Here is a 17,533-nt window from a genome sequence, read left to right on the forward strand (position 1 = left end):
AGGTGACTGACGCCAAAACGCCAGCCATTGCCTGCCGGAACCTCTGGCAGGTCTTTGGCCCCGGTGCGGAAAAAGCCCTGACCGACGCGCTGTCTCGGTCAGGGGGAGATGCCGACAAGGCCGCCGGCGATCTGCGCGCAAAGGGATACATCCCCGCCGTGCAGGACGCCAATTTCGACGTCAAGGAGGGCGAGCTTTTTGTCATCATGGGGCTGTCGGGGTCGGGCAAGTCGACACTGATCCGCTGTATCTCGCAACTGCTGCCCGGAACCGGCGGAGAAATCCGGATCGAAGGCGACAATGTCGTCGGTGCGACGAAAAAGCGCCTGACCGAATTGCGCCGCAAGACGCTGGGCATGGTGTTCCAGCATTTCGGCCTGTTCCCGCACATGACCGTGGCAGAAAACGTGGCCTATCCGCTGCGGGTGCAGGGTGTTGGCAAGAAGGAGCGCCGTGCGCGGGCGCAGGAGGTCATTTCGCTGGTGGGCCTTGACGGGCGCGAGGACAGTTTCCCGCGCCAACTGTCGGGTGGGCAGCGGCAGCGCGTGGGTATCGCCCGGTCGCTGGCGGTGAACCCCGATATCTGGTTTCTGGACGAGCCGTTCTCGGCGCTTGATCCGCTGATCCGGCGGCAGTTGCAGGACGAGTTTCTGCGCATTCAGGCGACATTGAAGAAATCCATCGTCTTCATCACCCACGACATTGCCGAGGCGCTGAAGCTGGCGGACCGGATCGCAATCATGCGCGATGGCAAGATCGTGCAGATCGGCACGCCGTCCGATATCGTGCTGCGCCCGGTGGACGACTATGTGCGCGAGTTTTCCAAGGATGTGGCCAAGGGGCAGCATGCCAAGGTGGCCTCGGTTCTGCATGCGGGCGAGGGCGAATACGGGCCGGACGATCCCGGACTGACCACGGCGATGACGCTGGACACGGCGCTGGCGCGCTGCATGCAGCTGTATCAGCCGGTGCCGGTGCGCGACGCATCGGGCACGGTCGTCGGCACGGTTCACCCATCCGATCTGGCCGCTGCCTTGCAGGTGGACGAGGCATGAGCGCGGTTGCCGATATCGCATCCGCCCGCGCCATGCGCCTGACGGCGGGGGCGCAGGCGGCGCTGATCACGGTGATCGTGGGCGCGCTGTGTCTGGTGCTGGAGCCGGTGGCCCCCTGGCTGGTGAAATGGCCGGCGGCATGGGTCATCCCGGCGACCGATTGGGTCGGATCGTTCCTGGCGTGGTTCCTGAACGGGATCAAACCGGCGGCGCGGCTGTTTTCGGACGTGATGGCCTATCCGATGAACTGGGCCAACTTCGTGCTGGGCGGCACACCCTGGCCCATCGTGATCGGTATCGTCACCGCGCTGGGCTGGTATCTGGGCGGGTTGCCGATGGCGGCGCTCGGCTTTCTGGGGCTGAGTTTCGTTCTGGCCTCGGGGTACTGGGCCGAGAGCATGAACACGCTGGCGCTGGTCGCCGTGTCGGTGCCGGTGGCGCTGATCATGGGCGGTGCGATTGGCATTCTTGCCAATGAGGTGCCGCGCGTGAAGGCATTCGTTCAGGCGGTACTGGATATCATGCAGACGGTGCCGACCTTTGCCTATCTGACGCCGCTTTTGCTGCTTTTTGGGTTCGGCCCGGTGGTTGGCCTGATCGCTTCGGCGATCTATGCCGCGCCGCCGATGGCGCGCAACGTGCTGTTGGGGCTGGAACGGGTCGAGCATGAGGTGAAGGAAGCCGCCATCATGTCGGGCGGAAGCCGGTTTCAACAGCTTTTCCAGGTCGAGATCCCGTCGGCCGCCACCCAGATCATGGTCGGAGTGAACCAGTGCCTGATGGCGGCGCTGTCGATGGTGATCATCGCCGCCGTTATCGGTGGCTTCAACGATATCGGTTGGGAAGTTCTGCTGACCATGCGCAAGGCGCAGTTCGGCGAGTCGCTGCTGGCCGGTCTGGTGATCGTGGTTTTTGCGGTGGTGATCGACCGGATGAGCGGCGTTCTGGCGACCGAACGCAAGCGGTATGACACGCGCGTGGTCTGGGCGGTGCTGGGGTTTGCGGTGGTCTTTACGCTGGCATTTTGGGCGCGGTTGCCGAACCCGTCCGACCTGACGCTGCTGGACCCGGCGGCGGATGCGGTGGACAGGGGGCTGACGCAGTTCACGCAGGCGAATGCCGGGTGGCTGGACGGGCTCAAGAACAACTCGATGTTCTATGTTCTGTTGCCTCTGCGCATCGGTCTGGATCAGGCGGTGTTGCCTTTTACCTGGGGCTTCATGTGGACGCCCGCGATGAGCTATGGCCTGTTTGCCGCCGGGGCCGCGATTGCCGTCGTGATGGCGTGGCAGGGCCGGATTACCGGCGGGCTGACCGTTCTGATCGCGATAGGGATGCTGGAGACCGGCATTGCCAACCTGCCATGGCCTTTCGTGCTGACCGGTGCGGCGGCGCTTGGATACGTGGCTGGCGGCTGGCGGTTGGCGGCGCTGTCGGTCGGTCTGTTGTGCACGATCCTTGTTTCGGGCCTGTGGGAGCGGGCGCTGCTGTCGCTGTATCTCAGCGGTGCGGCGGTGTTTTCCTGCGCGGTTTTCGGCGGGTTGATCGGGCTGGCCAGCGCGGTGTGGGAGCCGGTGTGGAAAATCGTGCGGCCGATCTGCGACATGCTGCAGACCATCCCGCTGTTCGTGTTCCTGATCCCGGTGCTGATGGTGTTCCAGATCGGCGAGTTCTCGGCCTTTCTGGCGATCTGTGCCTATGCGATCGTACCGATGATCCGGTACACGCGGCACGGGCTGGTCAATACGCCGGACGAGATGATGGAGGCGGCGATTTCCAGCGGTGCGACCGAGTGGCAGATCATGCGCGACGTGCGCGCGCCCTATGCCGCGCCGACCATCCTGCTGGGGCTGAACCAGACCATCCTTTACGCCTTTGCCATGCTGGTGATCGCAGCGCTGATCGGGACCACCGGTCTGGGCCAGTCGATCTATCTGGCGCTGGGACAGGCGGATGTCGGGCTTGGCATTTCCGCGGGTGCCGCGATGGCCATTCTGGCGCTGATCGCCGACCGCATGGTGCAGGGCTTTGCCGAGGAAAAGCGCAAGGCGCTGGGTCTTTGACAATTGCGGCGGGGCGGCACCTGTGCCATCCCGCCGCCGACTTGACTTCGGACAAAGACCAAACCACTCGGCCCCTTTACATCCCAGTTCACAAGACCGGAGCAAGGCATGAGCGGCTGGGGCGAGTTTCTGTTGGCGTTGGGGGTGTTTCTGGCAAGCCATGTGGTGCCGGTGCGCCCGCCGGTGCGCCCGTGGCTGATCGACCGGCTGGGCCGGGCCGGTTATTTTACCGCCTATTCCCTGTTCTCGCTGGCAGTGCTGGCCTGGCTGATCGTGGCAGCCGGGCGCGCGCCGTATGTCGAAGTGATCCCGCCCTGGCCGGTCTTGCGCTGGGTGCCGGTGTTGACCATGCCCGTCGTCTGCTGGCTGGCGGTTGCGGGGATGTCGATCCGGAACCCGTTTTCTTTCGGAGGGCTGGGGCGCACGCCCTTTGATCCCGAACGACCCGGGATTCTGGCGGTCACTCGCCATCCGGTCCTGCTGGCGCTGCTGCTATGGGCACTGGCGCATCTGATCGCCAATGGCAGTCTGGCCCATGTGATCCTGTTCGGCCTGTTCGCGGGTTTCGCATGGCTGGGCATGGCGCTGATCGACCGGCGCAGGGCGCGCGAGGTGCCGGAGTGGCGCGAGCTTGCCCGCAATACCGCCCGTCTGTCGCTGCGCCGCCCAATTCCCTGGCCGCGCCCTTGGGTGTGGCTGGCTGCCACCGTGGCCTATGCCGCGATCCTTCACCTGCACGCGCCCGTGATCGGGTTGTCGCCGCTGCCATAATCAACAGGAGTGGCCGAAACCCGATGCGCGTGCTATCTGCTTATCCAACAACCGAAGTTCAGGAGCCATGACCATGCATCTGGCCTATATCACCACCACCGACCGGGGCGCGACCGACCGCCTGCTGAGCGCGGCCGCCGACCGTCTGAAGGCAAGCGGCTATGCCCTGGCCGGTGTCGTGCAGACCAACACCGAATGCTACGACAGCAGCAAATGCGACATGGACCTTCAGGTGCTGCCCGACGGCGCGACCATCCGCATCTCGCAATCGCTGGGGTCTATGGCGCGGGGCTGTCGGCTGGACCCGGCGGCGCTGGAACAGGCTGTGGGCGACGTGACCGCGTCGCTGGACAACAGCCCACAGCTGATGATCGTGAACAAGTTCGGCAAGCACGAATCCGACGGCCGCGGGTTCCGTCCGGTGATCGGCGAGGCGCTGGCGCGCGACATCCCGGTTCTGGTCGGGGTCAACGGGCTGAACGAGGACAAGTTCCTTGAATTTGCCGGCGACGCGGCCCGCAAGCTGGCCGCCGATCTGGACGAGATCGAGGATTGGATCGCGGCAGTGATCGCGGAACGCTCGGCCGCCTGAGCGGTTCGGTGTTCGTAAAGCATTGAAAACCTGCCTGGTATCGCTGCGCCCTTGTTCCGCTTTCTTGTCTTAGGAAAAGGGGAGCGGGTGAGTGCGGGAAACCGGGCGGGCTTTCCCTCAGGCACTTTGACATTCGGCCCGTGATCAATCAGCCATTCCAGACTTTTGATCGCCCCCTGAACAGCTCAGCCAGATCCGGAGGCATCGCTCTGCCGCGTCGGCCGGCATGCGGACAGATGGCGATGTTCCACTTTAAGATCGTGTTGCAAGGATTTGAATTCAAGGAGAAGTGGTGGGCGACCCTGGAATCGAACCAGGCGTGCGTCTCCGCGAGGGAGTTACAGTCCCCTGCCACACCTTGCGGCCTGTCGCCCACTGTCAGGCGTTGCACCTGACGTGGAGGCGTGATTACTAGCGCGGCAAAGGAGCGTCAACAGGAAAATTCCGCTTTGGCGCAGGAAACCGAACTCATGGCCCGGAGGCCGGTAAGATGAAGAAACCCAAGTGGGTGATTGAAAAGGAACAGGCCCGCAAAGCGGCGGCATCAGAGACCGTCTGGCTGTTCGGACTGCACGCTGTTCGCGATGCGTTGATGAACCCGAAACGGCAGAAACTGCGCCTTATCGTGACCCGGAATGCACAGGACAAGCTGGCCGAGGCCATTGAAGTCGCAGGAATTTCTTCTGAGCAGGTGGACCCGCGCAAATTCAGCGCGCCAATCGATCCCGGATCGGTGCATCAGGGCGCCGCGCTGGAGGTCAAGCCGCTGGAATGGGGCGGGCTGGACGAGAACTGTATAGGCGCCGAACACCCGCGTGTGATCCTGCTGGACCGGGTGACGGACCCGCACAATGTCGGGGCGATTCTGCGATCGGCCGAAGTTCTGGGGGCCAGCGCGGTGATCGGCACACGCCACCATTCCGCGCCCGAAACCGGAGCATTGGCAAAAACCGCCAGCGGTGCGCTGGAGCGCCAGCCCTATCTGCGCGTGCGCAACCTGGCCGACACAATCGTCGAACTGCAGGGGATGGGATTTTATGTGCTGGGGCTGGATGGCGAGGCGGATGTGACCATCGAAGAGGCGCTGGCGGGACGGCGCGACCATCCGGTGGCGCTGGTGCTTGGGGCCGAGGGGCCGGGACTGAGGCAAAAGACCAAGGAAACAGTGGACCGGCTAGTCAAGATTGACGCGGCGGGCGGATTTGGCTCTCTCAACGTCTCGAATGCGGCGGCGATCGCCTTATATGCCTCCAGACATGTCTGACAGGAGGCACCAATTCCGGGACCGGCCAAAATCGCAACTTGTTGCTACTGCGGCACCCGTGCGGCGCTGGTGTTGCGCGGGCGCGAACGCCACGAGTTGAGCTGTGCGAGCTGTGGTGCGCCCCTGCATGCACTAAAGATGCTGCGCAAGGAACACGTGAAGCCAAGCGGCCAGAAGGAACGGGGTTTCATGCCGAATCACATGCGCAAAAAACGAAAAAAGATCGGATCACGACGGCGGAAGATCGCCAAGGTGATGGATGAAGTCTGGGATGTGATCGAAGATATCTTCGATTGACGGGTTTTTTGGAACACAGGCCGATCACATAACCGTCAGATGGGGTTTCGAAACGCATGTGTTTGATGCATTTTATAGTTTGAATATTAAGGCAGAGAATTGATGATTTCGCGACGAGAATTCGTGGTGGGCATGGCAGGAGTTTTTGCAGCCAGAACCGCGTGGGCAAATTCCCCCTTGTACTATGCAGACCAAGGAATGGCGGTCAGTGGGTTTGACGCCGTTTCGTATTTCCGGTCGCAAGCTCCGATGAGCGGACAGGCCGATATTTCGGTGATGTGGAAAGGGGCCGAGTGGCGCTTTGCCTCGATGGAGCATCGAGAAATGTTCGAGGCCAACCCGCGCGCTTTTGCGCCGCAATTCGGCGGCTATTGCGCCTATGCGGTGTCGCGTGGGCATCTTTTGGAATCCGATCCCAGAGCCTGGCGTATCGTGGATGACAAGCTGTACCTGATTCATTCGCCGAAAGTGGAAAAGATCTGGGAACAGGATATTGCCGGGAATATCGCGCTGGCAGAACAGAACTGGCCTGCTCTGCTGCAGGGATGAATGGTGATTCTTCGCTGAGTTGGGCTTGTCATCACATTTTTGGGCGCGCCCCTTTTTTTCTCTGAGATAGGACCTAAATGTCACAGTGACCGCGGACTGGAACTGCCGCGGGTCATTTCACTGTCCCTCGTTCCATAACTGGCGCCCAAGGTACACTTGGGCGCTTTTTTCTTTCTGCGGTGCTGGATAATGTGCCCACATGCCAGAGTATTCCGACGCCTATCTCAAAACGATTCTGCAACGCACCAAGGTCATCGCCGTGGTGGGGGTGTCGATGAATCCGGTGCGGCCCAGTTATTACGTCGCGCGCTATCTTGGGCTGAAAGGATTTCGGGTGATCCCGGTCAATCCGGGCCATGCGGGCGAAAAGCTGTTCGGGCAAACGGTGCGGGGTTCGCTGTCGGATATTACCGAGCCGGTGGACATGGTAGATATCTTTCGCCGCTCCGAAGCTGTGCCGCCCATCGTCGATGAGGCGCTGGATTTCTTTCCGGGGCTAAGAACCATCTGGATGCAGATCGGGGTCGAGAATGCCGAGGCTGCGGAAAAGGCGCAAGCGCGTGGCATCGACGTGGTGATGAACCGGTGTCCCAAGATCGAGTATCAGCGCCTGTTCGGTGAACTGCGCATGGGCGGCTTTGCCACCGGCATCATCTCATCAAAACTGTAAACGCCGCGTCTATTCGTTGAATTCCTGATCAAGCTTGGCCTGCTTGCGCTGGGTCTTGTCGATCAGCACTTCCATGCGGGGGCGCCAGTCATATCGCGTATCTTCAAGCGTCGGCGCCCAGAACAGAGTGCCGCCGTACCGCCACGGATCCAGTACGACGCCGTCATACATGTCGTCCCCGCGTTTCGAGATGATGGCGGTGCTGTGGTCGATCAGGAACGGGTTTTCCGGGTCGGAAATCGCCCGGTGCAGCGTCAGGGTGCGGAAGTTTTCCTGATTGAGGCGTTTTTCCATGTCTTCGGCCCAATGCCAGCACAGACCGCGCGGGCGCAAGCCGTGGTTGACCTTGGCATTGTGCACCAGCGGCGGGTCGGTGATCTGGTATTCCTCGGCCAGTTGTTTGGGATAGAAATAGGCGATGCGCGCCGCCCGTTCGGCCTCGGCCGGATCGACCTCGGGGCCAAGGCTTTTGAGTTGTCGCGCCAGTTCGTCAACGTCCTGCTGGGTGGCAGAGGGTGCCGGGGCGCAGCCTGCCAGAACAGCCAGAGACAGAGCCGCGAAGATGGACAAAACGCATTTCAGCATTCCCTGTTTCCTCGGGATTTTGTGAGTGTGCAATCGGATCAAGGGTAAACCGGGGTTGGCAAGGTTTCAATTGCCGGGTCGCGCGGCCTTTTCGGCGATGCCGCTGATCCCCTGCCGCCGCGCCAGTTCGTCAAGCACGGCATCCAGCGGCACGTCGCACGCGGCCAGCATGACCAGCAGGTGATAAAGAACATCCGCCGCCTCGGCGGTCAGTTTTTCGGCGTCGCCCTTCACGGCCTCGATGATTGCTTCGACGGCTTCTTCGCCGAATTTCTCGGCGCATTTCTCGGGGCCTTTGGCGAGCAGTTTTGCGGTCCAGCTCGACTCGGGGTCGGCTTTCTTGCGGGCGTCGATGGTGGCGGCGAGGTCGTGCAGGATGCTCATGTCAGCCTCATCGGGATACCGGCGGCGGCCATGTGTTGTTTGGCCTCTTGAATGGTGTATTCGCCGAAGTGAAAGATCGAGGCCGCCAACACCGCGCTGGCGCCGCCCCTGGTCACGCCTTCGACCAGATGATCCAGATTGCCGACACCGCCCGAGGCGATCACCGGCACGTCGACCGCGTCGGAAATGGCGCGGGTCAGCGGCAGGTTGAAACCCGCCTTGGTGCCGTCGCGATCCATCGAGGTCAGCAGGATCTCGCCCGCGCCCTTGGCGACCACGGTTCGGGCGAACTCTATCGCGTCGATGCCGGTGGGCCTGCGCCCGCCATGGGTAAAGATCTCCCATTTGCCGGGGCTGGCGGTCTTGGCGTCGATGGCGACCACGATGCACTGGCTGCCGAACTGGTCGGCGGCCTCGGCCACCACGTCGGGGTTGGCCACGGCGGCGGAGTTGAAGCTGACCTTGTCGGCGCCGGCCAGCAGCAGGGCGCGCACGTCGTCCCTGGTGCGCACGCCTCCGCCCACGGTCAGTGGAACAAAGCATTGCTCGGCGGTGCGCTGGACCACGTCGAACATGGTGCCGCGGTTTTCGTGAGTGGCGTGGATGTCGAGGAAACAGATCTCGTCGGCCCCGGCGGCGTCATAAGCCTTGGCCGATTCCACCGGATCGCCCGCGTCGCGCAGGCCCACGAAATTCACGCCCTTGACCACGCGGCCATCGGCGACATCGAGACAGGGGATGATACGGGTCTTGAGCATGGGCGATCCTGTTGTTGCCGTTGTCCTAGCGGCAAAGCCCTGCCGATGCCAGAGTTGTGACCGGATGAAACGCCGCAGTCGGGGAGATTTGGGTAGAATGGTCAAAAAAGGGAGATTTGATATGCGCGTTCTTTTCTATGCGACTTTGATGGTGTTTGCGGGTGCGGCTGCGATTGCCGGCGATCTGGTCAAGGTCAAAACCGACAAATCGGTGAGCGAGGCGATGGATGCTCTGGAGGCGGCGGTCGGCAATGCCGGGGCAACGGTTTTCGCCCGTGTCGATCACGCGGCAGGGGCCAGGAAGGTCGATATGGAACTGGGCGAGGCACAGCTTTTGATCTTTGGCAATCCCAAGCTGGGAACCCCGGCGATGCAGGCCGACCCGCGCGCGGGATTGTTCCTGCCGCTCAAGGTGCTGGCCTATTCGGACGCTGACGGGCAGGTCTGGCTGGTTTATGAAGACCCAGCCGAGATGCTGGAGGATCTGGATATTCCCGCCGATGCCCCGGTCGTGGGCAAGATGCAGGGTGCCTTGGGAAAACTGACCGGAGCGGCGGCGAATTAGGTTACTTGAGCACCCGGATCGCTTCGGCAAGATCGAGGGCCCCGTCATAGAGCGCGCGGCCAGAGATCGCGCCGTTCAGCCCGGCGCCGCAATCGCGCAGGGCGATGAGGTCAGCGATAGAACTGACGCCGCCGCTGGCAATCACCGGGATCGACACGGCGCGGGCGAGGGCGGCGGTGGCTTCGATATTGGGACCTTGCATCGCCCCGTCGCGGTTGATGTCGGTATAGATGATGGCGGCGACGCCTGCGTCTTCGAAGCTGCGCGCGAGATCGGTGACCTGTACGTCGGTCTCTTCGGCCCAGCCCTTGGTGGCGACCATGCCATTGCGCGCGTCTATGCCGACGGCGACGTGACCGGGGAAGGCCCTGGCGGCGTCGCGCACCAGGTCGGGGTTTTCAACCGCTACAGTGCCCAGAATGACCCGCGCCAGCCCCTTGTCGAGCCAGGTTTCGATGGTGGCCATGTCACGGATGCCGCCACCCAGCTGCGCGGGTACGTCACAGGCCTTGAGAATCGCCTCGACCGGGGCGGCGTTCACCGGCTCGCCTGCAAATGCGCCGTTCAGATCGACCAGATGCAGCCATTCGCACCCCGCATCGACAAAGGCGCGGGCCTGTGCGGCGGGATCGTCGTTGAACACGGTGGCTTTGTCCATTTCGCCGCGCAGCAGGCGCACGGCCTGACCGTCTTTGAGGTCGATGGCAGGATAGAGGATCATGATCGGGCGGCCTTTTGCTGAAATCTGCGCGGCATATGGCACAGGCCGGGCAGGGGATGCAACGCGACGCCAAGTCAATCTTGCCGGATTGGGGCGGGCAGGCGAGACTGAGGGCAAAACACGGAGGTTTGAATGATGAAATTTGCAATCGCGGCGGCGGGCCTTGCCGTTTTGGCAACCGGCGCATGGGCGGACGACCCGGTAGACGGTCTGTGGAAGACCCAGCCGGGGGATTCCGGCGGGTATCTGCATGTCACGATCGGCCCCTGCGGCAGCGCTGTTTGCGGGACCATCGACAATGCGTTCGATGCCGACGGCAATGAGGAACTGGACTATGAGAATCTGGGCAAACAGATCATCTGGGACATGGTTGCGGATGGCGACGGCAGTTATGGCGGCGGCAAGATCTGGGCGCCGGACCGGGACAAGACGTATAACTCGAAAATGACTCTTGAAGGCAATGACCTGACGGTCAAGGGTTGCGTCGCAGGCGGGCTGATCTGCCGGGGGCAGACCTGGACCCGGATCGAGTGACCCTGCTCGCCTGACCTGTGTTCCCTAAGGGGCCCAGGTCAGGAAGTTTCCGATCATGCGCAGGCCCACATCCTGACTTTTCTCGGGGTGAAACTGCATACCCACCATGGTATCGCGGCCGATCACGGCCGTGACCGGGCCGCCATAGTCGACATGGGCCAGTCGCTGCGCCGGGTCGTCGACGTGGAACTGATAGGAATGCACGAAATAGGTATGATCGCCCGAGGTCACGCCGGCAAAGACCGGGTGGTCGTGCTCGATCACCAGATCGTTCCAGCCCATGTGCGGAACCTTGAGCGACTTGTCGGCGGGCTCGATCCTGACGACATCCCCGGCGACCCATCCCAACCCCGGCGTTTCCTCATATTCGTGGCCTTTGGTCGCCATCAGTTGCATGCCGACGCAGATGCCCAGAAATGGGCGGCCTTTCTTCTCGACCGCTTCGACCATGGCGTCATAGATGCCCTTGTGACCGCGCAACTCGGCGGCGCAGGCGGGAAAGGCGCCGTCGCCGGGCAGCACCAGCCGGTCGGCGCGGGCGACGACCTCGGCTTCGGAGGTCACTACGACCTGACCGGCACCCATGTCGCGCGCCATGCGCTGAAATGCCTTTTCGGCGGAATGCAGGTTGCCCGACTCGTAGTCGATGATGGCGGTCAGCATCTACAGCGCGCCCTTGGTGGAGGGGATCGCGTCGGCCTTGCGCGGGTCGGTCTCGACGCCCATGCGCAGGGCGCGGGCGACGGCCTTGAAGGCGGCCTCGGCGATGTGGTGGCTGTTCAGCCCGTGCAACTGATCGACGTGCAGCGTGATGCCGCCATGGGTGCTGAGGGCCTGAAAGAATTCGCGCACCAGTTCGGTGTCGAAGCTGCCGATCTTTTGCGTCGAAAGATCGACATTCCAGACCAGAAAGGGCCGCCCCGACAGGTCCAGCGCACAGCGCACCTGCGCGTCGTCCATCGGAAGATGGCATTCGCCATAGCGGCGGATGCCTTTCTTGTCGCCCAAGGCAGCGGTCAGGGCCTGACCCAACGCGATGCCCGTATCTTCGACCGTGTGGTGGTCGTCGATGTGATAGTCACCGCTGGCGCGAATTGTCATGTCGATGAGCGAGTGGCGCGACAGCTGATCCAGCATGTGATCGAAAAAGCCGACGCCGGTCTGGTTGTCATAGGCTCCGATCCCGTCGAGATTGATCTCGACCGTTATGTCGGTCTCGGCGGTCTTCCGGCTGATCGTGGCGCGACGCATGGGCGTATTCCTTTTGCTACCGCGCGCTTATAGGCGGGACACCGGTTCGATTTCCAGCCCGCATCGACCGGGCGCGGCGATGTGTTGCGCGAAAAACAGGGGATTGCACCCGGTTCGCCCCCATGCCAGCCTGTTGCAAAATCAAGAAATAGGCCCTGCCATGACCACCTGTGTTTTCATCCAGATCCGCTGCAAGCCCGGAACCACCTATAAAGTGGCCGAAGACATCGCCCTGCGCGAGATTCACTCCGAGCTTTATTCCACCAGTGGCGAATACGATCTTCTGATGAAGCTTTATATCCCGGAAGGTCAGGATGTGGGTCATTACATCAACGAACACCTGCTGGTGATTCCGGGCATCGAACGGTCGTTGACGACGATGACCTTCAAGGCGTTCTGAACCCGGTTCGGCTGGCGGTTCAACGGCTTTTGGTCGCGGAAAACAGCGCCTCGCCACCAAGGCGGCGAGGCGGGTGCCGCAATCCCAATCAGGGGATCGTGGCGCTCAGGCGGCAAGCAACCCTTTGTCCTTCAATTCGGCATAAGCGGCATCAACGGCCGTTTTGAGGCGGCGCAGCATCTCATCCACTTCGGTCCTGGTGATGATCAATGGCGGGCAGAGGGCGGCGGCATTGCCTGCAACGGCGCGGATCAGCAAACCGTTTTCCTGCGCCAGCCGCTGTACGGTGGCCCCGCCTGCGCCCTTGTCTATGGTTGCGCCGGTGGTCTTGTTCGACACCAGTTCCAGCGCCGCGATCAACCCCTTGCCGCGCACTTCGCCCACCAGCGGGTGATCGGTGAAGATCGCGCGCAACTGGTCCTGCATGTAAGCGCCCACGTCGGCGGCATGGTCGAAGATCTTGTCGCGCTCGTAGATTTCGAGTGTCTTGAGCGCCGCCGTGCAGGCCACCGGATGCCCGGAATAGGTATAGCCATGGCCGAACACGCCGACCGCCGCCGAAGGTGCCACCATCTTTTCGTACATCCAGCCCGGAATGACCGACGCGGAGATCGGGAAATAGGCCGAGCTGAGCTGCTTGGCAAAGGTCATCAGGTCGGGTTTGATCCCCATGGTGGTGCAGCCGAAATCGGCGCCCGTGCGGCCAAAGCCGCAAATGACCTCGTCGGCCCAGATCAGAATGCCGTGCTTGCGCAGCAGCGCCTGAAGCTTTTCGTAGTAGCCTTCGGGCGGCACGATCACACCCGAGGCGCCGGTGATCGGTTCGACAATCATTGCCGCGATGGTGTCGGCGCCTTCGGCCAGGATCTGTTGTTCCAGGTTGTCGATGATACGGTCGACGAACTGCGACTCGGTCTCGTTGCCCTGACGCCCGGTGTAATAATGCGGCGCGTCCGAGCGCAGGATGTGCAGCGCCTCGACGGGAGCGTCGAAATGCGCAAGGTTGGCGGGCAACGACGTCATCGAACCGGCGGCGACGGTAACCCCGTGATAGCCGCGCTCACGTGTGATGATCTTGCGCTTTTCCGGCTTGCCGATGGCGTTGAAGTAATAGCGCAGCATCTTGTAGTGGGTGTCGTTGGCGTCCGAGCCGGAATTGCCGAAAAAGAAATAGGCATCCTCGACCGGCACCATCGCCTTGAGCTTTTCGGCAAGCTGCATGACCGGTTCATGGGTCTTGCCGCCAAAGGTGTGGGAAAAGGGCAGCCGGTTCAGCTGATCGGTGATTGCCTGGATCACCTCGGCATTGTCATAGCCCAGCGAGGTGCACCACAGACCGGCCAGGCCCTCGATATACTCCTTGCCGGCGGTGTCGTAGACATAGATGCCCTTGCCGCGATCCAGCACCAGCTGTTCGGTGGCGGCAAGGTTGGTGGTGGGATAAATGACAGGGGCCATGGCGAGATACCTTTGGTTTGCCGCGTGGCGGCGATTCAGCTGCGCCAAGCTTTGCCTTGTCTGGCGGCCCGCGTCAAAATTTTTGATCAAATTTCCGCCGCGACAGAATTGCCCGCCAAAACGCAAAAAGCCGCCCCGTGGGCGGCCTCTTTGCGTATCTGGAGCGGGCGAGGCGATTCGAACGCCCGACCCTAACCTTGGCAAGGTTATGCTCTACCCCTGAGCTACGCCCGCAATCAGATACTCTCGGTTCCTCGTTGGAGCGGGCGAGGCGATTCGAACGCCCGACCCTAACCTTGGCAAGGTTATGCTCTACCCCTGAGCTACGCCCGCCCCGTTGAGTGAGGCGTGAAGTATAAATTCTGACCGGAAGCTGCAAGAGGAAAAACGCATATGACAGAAAAAAAGTGTCGAACAGGAGGGAGGCGTTCGGGTTAGCCGGAGGGGCGGCCGGGCCGCATCGAATGGCAGGTTCCGACGATGGATGAAGGGCTTACCGGATACACAGCGGGAGCAAAGTGAAGCATCCAATGCCGCGTAACAAGGACCGATACTTGGGAGGATGGAGGCGAGTACCGGAATCGAACCGGTGTACACGGATTTGCAATCCGGAAAATTTTGCTGATTTTAAAGGGAAAAATTGTAAACGGACTTGTTTCGTTCAGGTTCACTTTTCAATAGGTTACGAGGCCCAAGTAAACGGTTTTTCACCGGCTTTTCCTATGGTGAAAAGGCAAAGAAAAACCGCTGAGGGGGCGGCCACCCACCTCAACGGCATAGAAGAATATTTCCGTCCCAATGCTTACGGCATTTCCGGTCTAACCTCAACCCAATTGGCGGTGAGACCATGAGCTGGCGCATTGCAAATGAATGCGCCGAGCGCCGCTTTGGCAGCGCCGCGCGCAAGCAGATCATCATGTTCCTAGCCGACAAAGCGAGCGACGATGGCTCTGGTATCTGGTGTTCGAAGGGGACCATCCAGCGCCACACAGAGCTCAGCGAGAGCACGGTCAAGCGAACCATCATCGACTTCCTGCGCGAAGGCATTCTGATTGAGACGGGGCGGCGGCACTGCAAGAATGGCTACACCGTCATTTACCGCATCGTTCTGGAGCGCGTGGCCGCGCTCGAAACCACGGCCGAGCCCGACATTGAGACGGGGGTCACTGTGAACCCCGTCCAGCCTGAACCCGGTACGGGGTCCACGGTGAACGGGGTACGGGGTTCACGGTGGACCCCAAACCATCCTAAAACCATCCATAAACCACCTACGCGCAGGCGCGAGGCGGCGGAGGAGGTTGAAGATCTTGAAGCTGAGAAGATCTTGGCGGCCTATCCCGAAGACAGGATCCGAGACCGGCGAACCAGTCTGCGTTTGATCGCAGCGGCTGCGATGGCCGGAGTGACACCCGATGACCTTCTGCAGGCGGTCAAAGCCTATGCCAAGGAAAGCGAAGGCTATACGCGCAGCAAGGTTTGCTTCTCGGACAATTGGTTCAAGATGCGCCGATGGGAGAAGGGGCTTGCCCAAATCCAGGTCGACCGCGAGAAGGCGCGAGAGGCCGAAGCCAAAGGTCGTGCGAGCCTCGCCGAATGGATCCAAGAGCGCCATCCCCTGTGCCGCCATATCACCAACCGGCAGATCGAGGACTTGATCGCGTCGAAGCTGGTGACACCCGAACAGGTTCGCGCTGCGGGGTTGCAGGCATGACTTTCGAAGGAAGGCAACGCAATCGTTTCGTTCGAGCAGACGCGTTGTATGTGTGCGGTGAGGCAACCAGGCCATGTTTCGTAATGGCAACCTTAATGCTCCCAATGTTATGATGAGATAACATAAGCCGTGGTGCGAGCAGGGGCGTTGGATCGTCAGGTTGAGTGGCGAAAATTGACATTAATGTTTTCTCTGCGTAACATATGGAGGCTTAGTGTCACTTGGAGAAATCATTATGGCTGTTCCGATCAAAATGCCCAGGGCGGCGCGTAAGGAGCTCGTGACACTTGGGGAAAACATTCGCGTTGCACGACTGCGCCGCAAACTGACCGCTGAGATTGTTGCGCAGCGTGCTGGCACAACGCGGCAGACCATCGCCAAGATCGAAAGCGGTAACCCTGCAGTCAAGATCGGCACCTACGTTGCCGTATTGCAGGCGCTCGGCCTCTTGAAAGGCTGGGGGGATCTGGATGACCCGGTCGGTGAGCAGATGGCCTTGGATGACCTTCCGCAGCGTGCGAGACTAAAAAATGGTTGAGGTCTGGATCGACTGGAAGGGGCTGAAACGGGTTGGTATGCTCCACCGTACAGCTGGGCGGGGCCGAGAGCGGGTCTCCTTTACCTATCATGACGATTGGCTTGCCGACGAAAATGCCTTCGGGCTTTCGCCGGACATGCCTCTCGTCAGAGGGCAATTCGTGCCGGAAGCGGGGCAGGATATGCTTGCACCGCTTGGGGATTCTGCCCCCGACACCTGGGGCAGAACGGTGATGCGGCGCTATGAGGGGCGCATGGCAGAGGCCGAAGGGCGACGTCCGAGAGTGCTGCAAGAAACCGACTACCTGCTTGGGGTGAATGATGAGACCCGTTTGGGTGCGCTGCGTTTCAAGGTTGAAGGAGTGTTTCAAGCCCGCGAGGGCATTGGCGTGCCTGCGCTGGTGAGCCTCGGAGATTTGCTTCATGCGTCTCAGCGCGTTCTGCGCGGGGAGGAGACCGCAGAGGACCTCAAAATGCTGTTTGCTCCGGGAAGCTCGCTAGGTGGCGCACGGCCGAAGGCCAGCATCCTTGACCAGCACGGCCGTCTTTCTGTCGCCAAGTTCCCGAAAGAGACGGACACCTATTGCGTGGAACGCTGGGAAGCGATTGCACTGGAGCTCGCAAGGCGCGCTGGAATTACGGTCTCGGATCACACGCTTGAGATGGCTGGCGACAATCCTGTTTTCCTGTCCCATCGGTTTGACCGGAACGAGGACGGCAGGATCCCGTTCATCTCAGCTATGGCGATGCTGGGCGGCAAGGATGGCGAAAGCTACAGCTATTTGGACTTGGCCGATATTATCACCTCAGAAAGCGTGACGCCCGACCAAGACCGCGAGGAACTCTACCGGCGGGTTGCCTTTTCCATTCTCGTGACGAACCTCGATGACCATATGCGCAATCACGGATTTCTGCGTGGGCGGGGCGGATGGCACCTCTCACCAGCCTACGACATCAACCCCGTGCCGAACCAGCCGCGTGTGTTAAAGAGCTATGTCGACGATTACAACCCGGATGCCAGTATCGCCCTGCACCGCGCGCAACATGAATCCTATCTTCTGGAGCGCGCCGAGGCCGATCGCATCATCGCAGAGGTGGCCGAAGCGACCATTTCTTGGCGTGACGTCGCCCGTGCACTGGGGGCTCCGGAGAGGGAAATCAAAGAGATGACGACAGCCTTCGAGCACGAGGAAGCGGATCTGGCGCGAGCGTAAACTGGGGCAGCTGTCGCCTCTCGAGGACAAAGCAACACACCAGTTGTCCGTCGTCAGAGGTTTTGGGCCAGTTGGCGGCGTGATCTAAGAGAGGGTCTGGCGCATCTGGTTGGTCAGATTAAGCGGCGGATTTGCGGTGAAGCAAGCGCCGGGT

Annotated in this window: 21 protein-coding genes and 3 tRNA genes; 14 read left to right on the forward strand and 10 right to left on the reverse strand. The window is 61.4% G+C overall.

Features of this window, described 5'->3' with window-relative positions:
- Nucleotides 1–2 precede the first annotated feature (2 nt).
- From AC2FMY_RS15440 to AC2FMY_RS15455, 4 genes are all read left to right on the forward strand, one after another.
- Nucleotides 3–1,055, forward strand: a complete 1,053-nt coding sequence (locus tag AC2FMY_RS15440) for a quaternary amine ABC transporter ATP-binding protein (protein WP_480751031.1) — start codon at nucleotides 3–5, stop codon at nucleotides 1,053–1,055.
- Entirely contained in the window at nucleotides 1,052–3,118 is a 2,067-nt protein-coding gene (locus AC2FMY_RS15445) for an ABC transporter permease (protein WP_496746267.1), read from the forward strand. The genes AC2FMY_RS15440 and AC2FMY_RS15445 overlap by 4 nt, the downstream gene beginning before the upstream one ends.
- 108 nt (nucleotides 3,119–3,226) lie before the next feature.
- A complete protein-coding gene (locus AC2FMY_RS15450) occupies nucleotides 3,227–3,889 on the forward strand; it encodes an NnrU family protein (RefSeq protein WP_496746269.1) in 663 nt (220 codons plus the stop codon).
- 73 nt (nucleotides 3,890–3,962) lie between these two features.
- The gene (locus AC2FMY_RS15455; protein ID WP_480751172.1) at nucleotides 3,963–4,481 is read left to right on the forward strand and encodes a DUF2478 domain-containing protein; all 519 of its coding nucleotides are present in this window, start codon (nucleotides 3,963–3,965) and stop codon (nucleotides 4,479–4,481) included.
- Between the two features lie 290 nt (nucleotides 4,482–4,771).
- Here AC2FMY_RS15455 and AC2FMY_RS15460 read toward each other — a convergent pair.
- Nucleotides 4,772–4,855 (reverse strand) — tRNA-Tyr (locus AC2FMY_RS15460).
- A 116-nt stretch (nucleotides 4,856–4,971) separates the two neighbouring features.
- Between AC2FMY_RS15460 and rlmB the strand changes: the two genes are divergently transcribed.
- The 4 genes from rlmB (at nucleotide 4,972) to AC2FMY_RS15480 (ending at nucleotide 7,261) form a co-directional block, all read left to right on the forward strand.
- Nucleotides 4,972–5,745, forward strand: a complete 774-nt coding sequence (gene rlmB, locus AC2FMY_RS15465; protein WP_496746271.1) for a 23S rRNA (guanosine(2251)-2'-O)-methyltransferase RlmB — start codon at nucleotides 4,972–4,974, stop codon at nucleotides 5,743–5,745.
- A 12-nt stretch (nucleotides 5,746–5,757) separates the two neighbouring features.
- Complete coding sequence (locus tag AC2FMY_RS15470) at nucleotides 5,758–6,042, forward strand: hypothetical protein (RefSeq protein WP_480751170.1); 285 nt, start codon at nucleotides 5,758–5,760, stop codon at nucleotides 6,040–6,042.
- A gap of 102 nt (nucleotides 6,043–6,144) precedes the next feature.
- Entirely contained in the window at nucleotides 6,145–6,591 is a 447-nt protein-coding gene (locus AC2FMY_RS15475) for a YHS domain-containing (seleno)protein (RefSeq protein ID WP_496807672.1), read from the forward strand.
- A 199-nt stretch (nucleotides 6,592–6,790) separates the two neighbouring features.
- Entirely contained in the window at nucleotides 6,791–7,261 is a 471-nt protein-coding gene (locus AC2FMY_RS15480) for a CoA-binding protein (RefSeq protein ID WP_496807673.1), read from the forward strand.
- A 9-nt stretch (nucleotides 7,262–7,270) separates the two neighbouring features.
- Here the strand turns inward: AC2FMY_RS15480 and AC2FMY_RS15485 are convergent, their stop codons facing one another.
- The 3 genes from AC2FMY_RS15485 to hisF form a co-directional block, all read right to left on the reverse strand.
- Nucleotides 7,271–7,846 (reverse strand): hypothetical protein, encoded by a 576-nt coding sequence (locus AC2FMY_RS15485; RefSeq protein ID WP_480751022.1) that lies wholly within the window; start codon nucleotides 7,844–7,846, stop codon nucleotides 7,271–7,273.
- Nucleotides 7,847–7,912: 66 nt separating this feature from the next.
- A complete protein-coding gene (locus AC2FMY_RS15490) occupies nucleotides 7,913–8,230 on the reverse strand; it encodes a phosphoribosyl-ATP diphosphatase (protein WP_480751020.1) in 318 nt (105 codons plus the stop codon).
- Nucleotides 8,227–8,988 carry an imidazole glycerol phosphate synthase subunit HisF gene (gene hisF / locus AC2FMY_RS15495; protein WP_480751019.1) on the reverse strand — a complete coding sequence of 254 codons (762 nt, stop codon included), beginning with the start codon at nucleotides 8,986–8,988 and terminating at the stop codon, nucleotides 8,227–8,229. The genes AC2FMY_RS15490 and hisF overlap by 4 nt, the downstream gene beginning before the upstream one ends.
- Nucleotides 8,989–9,109: 121 nt before the next feature.
- Here hisF and AC2FMY_RS15500 point away from each other — a divergent pair, with 121 nt between their 5' ends.
- Nucleotides 9,110–9,553 carry a DUF302 domain-containing protein gene (locus tag AC2FMY_RS15500; protein WP_480751017.1) on the forward strand — a complete coding sequence of 148 codons (444 nt, stop codon included), beginning with the start codon at nucleotides 9,110–9,112 and terminating at the stop codon, nucleotides 9,551–9,553.
- Nucleotide 9,554: 1 nt separating this feature from the next.
- Here the strand turns inward: AC2FMY_RS15500 and hisA are convergent, their stop codons facing one another.
- Nucleotides 9,555–10,274 carry a 1-(5-phosphoribosyl)-5-[(5-phosphoribosylamino)methylideneamino]imidazole-4-carboxamide isomerase gene (hisA, locus tag AC2FMY_RS15505; protein ID WP_496746276.1) on the reverse strand — a complete coding sequence of 240 codons (720 nt, stop codon included), beginning with the start codon at nucleotides 10,272–10,274 and terminating at the stop codon, nucleotides 9,555–9,557.
- 132 nt (nucleotides 10,275–10,406) lie between these two features.
- Here hisA and AC2FMY_RS15510 point away from each other — a divergent pair, with 132 nt between their 5' ends.
- Nucleotides 10,407–10,808 (forward strand): DUF2147 domain-containing protein, encoded by a 402-nt coding sequence (locus tag AC2FMY_RS15510; RefSeq protein ID WP_480751015.1) that lies wholly within the window; start codon nucleotides 10,407–10,409, stop codon nucleotides 10,806–10,808.
- A 24-nt stretch (nucleotides 10,809–10,832) separates the two neighbouring features.
- On the opposite strand, the gene hisH is transcribed toward AC2FMY_RS15510, so the two are convergent.
- A complete protein-coding gene (hisH, locus tag AC2FMY_RS15515; RefSeq protein ID WP_480751014.1) occupies nucleotides 10,833–11,471 on the reverse strand; it encodes an imidazole glycerol phosphate synthase subunit HisH in 639 nt (212 codons plus the stop codon).
- Nucleotides 11,472–12,059, reverse strand: coding sequence for an imidazoleglycerol-phosphate dehydratase HisB (gene hisB / locus AC2FMY_RS15520; RefSeq protein ID WP_496746278.1), 588 nt, complete (start codon nucleotides 12,057–12,059; stop codon nucleotides 11,472–11,474). It abuts the gene before it with no gap.
- A gap of 160 nt (nucleotides 12,060–12,219) precedes the next feature.
- Between hisB and AC2FMY_RS15525 the strand changes: the two genes are divergently transcribed.
- On the forward strand, nucleotides 12,220–12,459 hold the full coding sequence (locus AC2FMY_RS15525; RefSeq protein ID WP_480751011.1) for an Lrp/AsnC ligand binding domain-containing protein: 240 nt from the start codon (nucleotides 12,220–12,222) through the stop codon (nucleotides 12,457–12,459).
- Nucleotides 12,460–12,564: 105 nt separating this feature from the next.
- Here the strand turns inward: AC2FMY_RS15525 and AC2FMY_RS15530 are convergent, their stop codons facing one another.
- The 3 genes from AC2FMY_RS15530 to AC2FMY_RS15540 form a co-directional block, all read right to left on the reverse strand.
- Nucleotides 12,565–13,917 (reverse strand): aminotransferase, encoded by a 1,353-nt coding sequence (locus AC2FMY_RS15530; protein WP_496746281.1) that lies wholly within the window; start codon nucleotides 13,915–13,917, stop codon nucleotides 12,565–12,567.
- Nucleotides 13,918–14,076: 159 nt separating this feature from the next.
- Nucleotides 14,077–14,151, reverse strand: a tRNA-Gly gene (locus AC2FMY_RS15535).
- Nucleotides 14,152–14,175: 24 nt separating this feature from the next.
- Nucleotides 14,176–14,250: transfer RNA gene (locus AC2FMY_RS15540), tRNA-Gly, on the reverse strand.
- A 514-nt stretch (nucleotides 14,251–14,764) separates the two neighbouring features.
- Here AC2FMY_RS15540 and AC2FMY_RS15545 point away from each other — a divergent pair.
- The 3 genes from AC2FMY_RS15545 (at nucleotide 14,765) to AC2FMY_RS15555 (ending at nucleotide 17,379) form a co-directional block, all read left to right on the forward strand.
- Complete coding sequence (locus tag AC2FMY_RS15545; RefSeq protein ID WP_496807674.1) at nucleotides 14,765–15,628, forward strand: hypothetical protein; 864 nt, start codon at nucleotides 14,765–14,767, stop codon at nucleotides 15,626–15,628.
- 235 nt (nucleotides 15,629–15,863) lie between these two features.
- Nucleotides 15,864–16,166, forward strand: a complete 303-nt coding sequence (locus AC2FMY_RS15550; RefSeq protein WP_240610978.1) for a helix-turn-helix transcriptional regulator — start codon at nucleotides 15,864–15,866, stop codon at nucleotides 16,164–16,166.
- Nucleotides 16,159–17,379, forward strand: a complete 1,221-nt coding sequence (locus AC2FMY_RS15555) for a type II toxin-antitoxin system HipA family toxin (protein ID WP_496807675.1) — start codon at nucleotides 16,159–16,161, stop codon at nucleotides 17,377–17,379. Before AC2FMY_RS15550 ends, AC2FMY_RS15555 begins: the two co-directional genes overlap by 8 nt.
- The last annotated feature ends 154 nt before the right edge of the window (nucleotides 17,380–17,533 follow it).

The organism is Ruegeria sp. YKSE079, assembly GCF_059612845.1.

Excerpts from the sequence above, each read along its gene's own strand:
- AC2FMY_RS15445 (WP_496746267.1), top strand. The coding sequence starts at position 1,052 with ATGAGCGCGGTTGCCGATATCGCATCCGCCCGCGCCATGCGCCTGACG.
- AC2FMY_RS15450 (WP_496746269.1), top strand. The coding sequence starts at position 3,227 with ATGAGCGGCTGGGGCGAGTTTCTGTTGGCGTTGGGGGTGTTTCTGGCA.
- AC2FMY_RS15455 (WP_480751172.1), top strand. The coding sequence starts at position 3,963 with ATGCATCTGGCCTATATCACCACCACCGACCGGGGCGCGACCGACCGC.
- rlmB (WP_496746271.1), top strand. The coding sequence starts at position 4,972 with ATGAAGAAACCCAAGTGGGTGATTGAAAAGGAACAGGCCCGCAAAGCG.
- AC2FMY_RS15475 (WP_496807672.1), top strand. The coding sequence starts at position 6,145 with ATGATTTCGCGACGAGAATTCGTGGTGGGCATGGCAGGAGTTTTTGCA.
- AC2FMY_RS15480 (WP_496807673.1), top strand. The coding sequence starts at position 6,791 with ATGCCAGAGTATTCCGACGCCTATCTCAAAACGATTCTGCAACGCACC.
- AC2FMY_RS15485 (WP_480751022.1), bottom strand. The coding sequence starts at position 7,846 with ATGCTGAAATGCGTTTTGTCCATCTTCGCGGCTCTGTCTCTGGCTGTT.
- AC2FMY_RS15490 (WP_480751020.1), bottom strand. The coding sequence starts at position 8,230 with ATGAGCATCCTGCACGACCTCGCCGCCACCATCGACGCCCGCAAGAAA.
- hisF (WP_480751019.1), bottom strand. The coding sequence starts at position 8,988 with ATGCTCAAGACCCGTATCATCCCCTGTCTCGATGTCGCCGATGGCCGC.
- AC2FMY_RS15500 (WP_480751017.1), top strand. The coding sequence starts at position 9,110 with ATGCGCGTTCTTTTCTATGCGACTTTGATGGTGTTTGCGGGTGCGGCT.
- hisA (WP_496746276.1), bottom strand. The coding sequence starts at position 10,274 with ATGATCCTCTATCCTGCCATCGACCTCAAAGACGGTCAGGCCGTGCGC.
- AC2FMY_RS15510 (WP_480751015.1), top strand. The coding sequence starts at position 10,407 with ATGATGAAATTTGCAATCGCGGCGGCGGGCCTTGCCGTTTTGGCAACC.
- hisH (WP_480751014.1), bottom strand. The coding sequence starts at position 11,471 with ATGCTGACCGCCATCATCGACTACGAGTCGGGCAACCTGCATTCCGCC.
- hisB (WP_496746278.1), bottom strand. The coding sequence starts at position 12,059 with ATGCGTCGCGCCACGATCAGCCGGAAGACCGCCGAGACCGACATAACG.
- AC2FMY_RS15525 (WP_480751011.1), top strand. The coding sequence starts at position 12,220 with ATGACCACCTGTGTTTTCATCCAGATCCGCTGCAAGCCCGGAACCACC.
- AC2FMY_RS15530 (WP_496746281.1), bottom strand. The coding sequence starts at position 13,917 with ATGGCCCCTGTCATTTATCCCACCACCAACCTTGCCGCCACCGAACAG.
- AC2FMY_RS15545 (WP_496807674.1), top strand. The coding sequence starts at position 14,765 with ATGAGCTGGCGCATTGCAAATGAATGCGCCGAGCGCCGCTTTGGCAGC.
- AC2FMY_RS15550 (WP_240610978.1), top strand. The coding sequence starts at position 15,864 with ATGGCTGTTCCGATCAAAATGCCCAGGGCGGCGCGTAAGGAGCTCGTG.
- AC2FMY_RS15555 (WP_496807675.1), top strand. The coding sequence starts at position 16,159 with ATGGTTGAGGTCTGGATCGACTGGAAGGGGCTGAAACGGGTTGGTATG.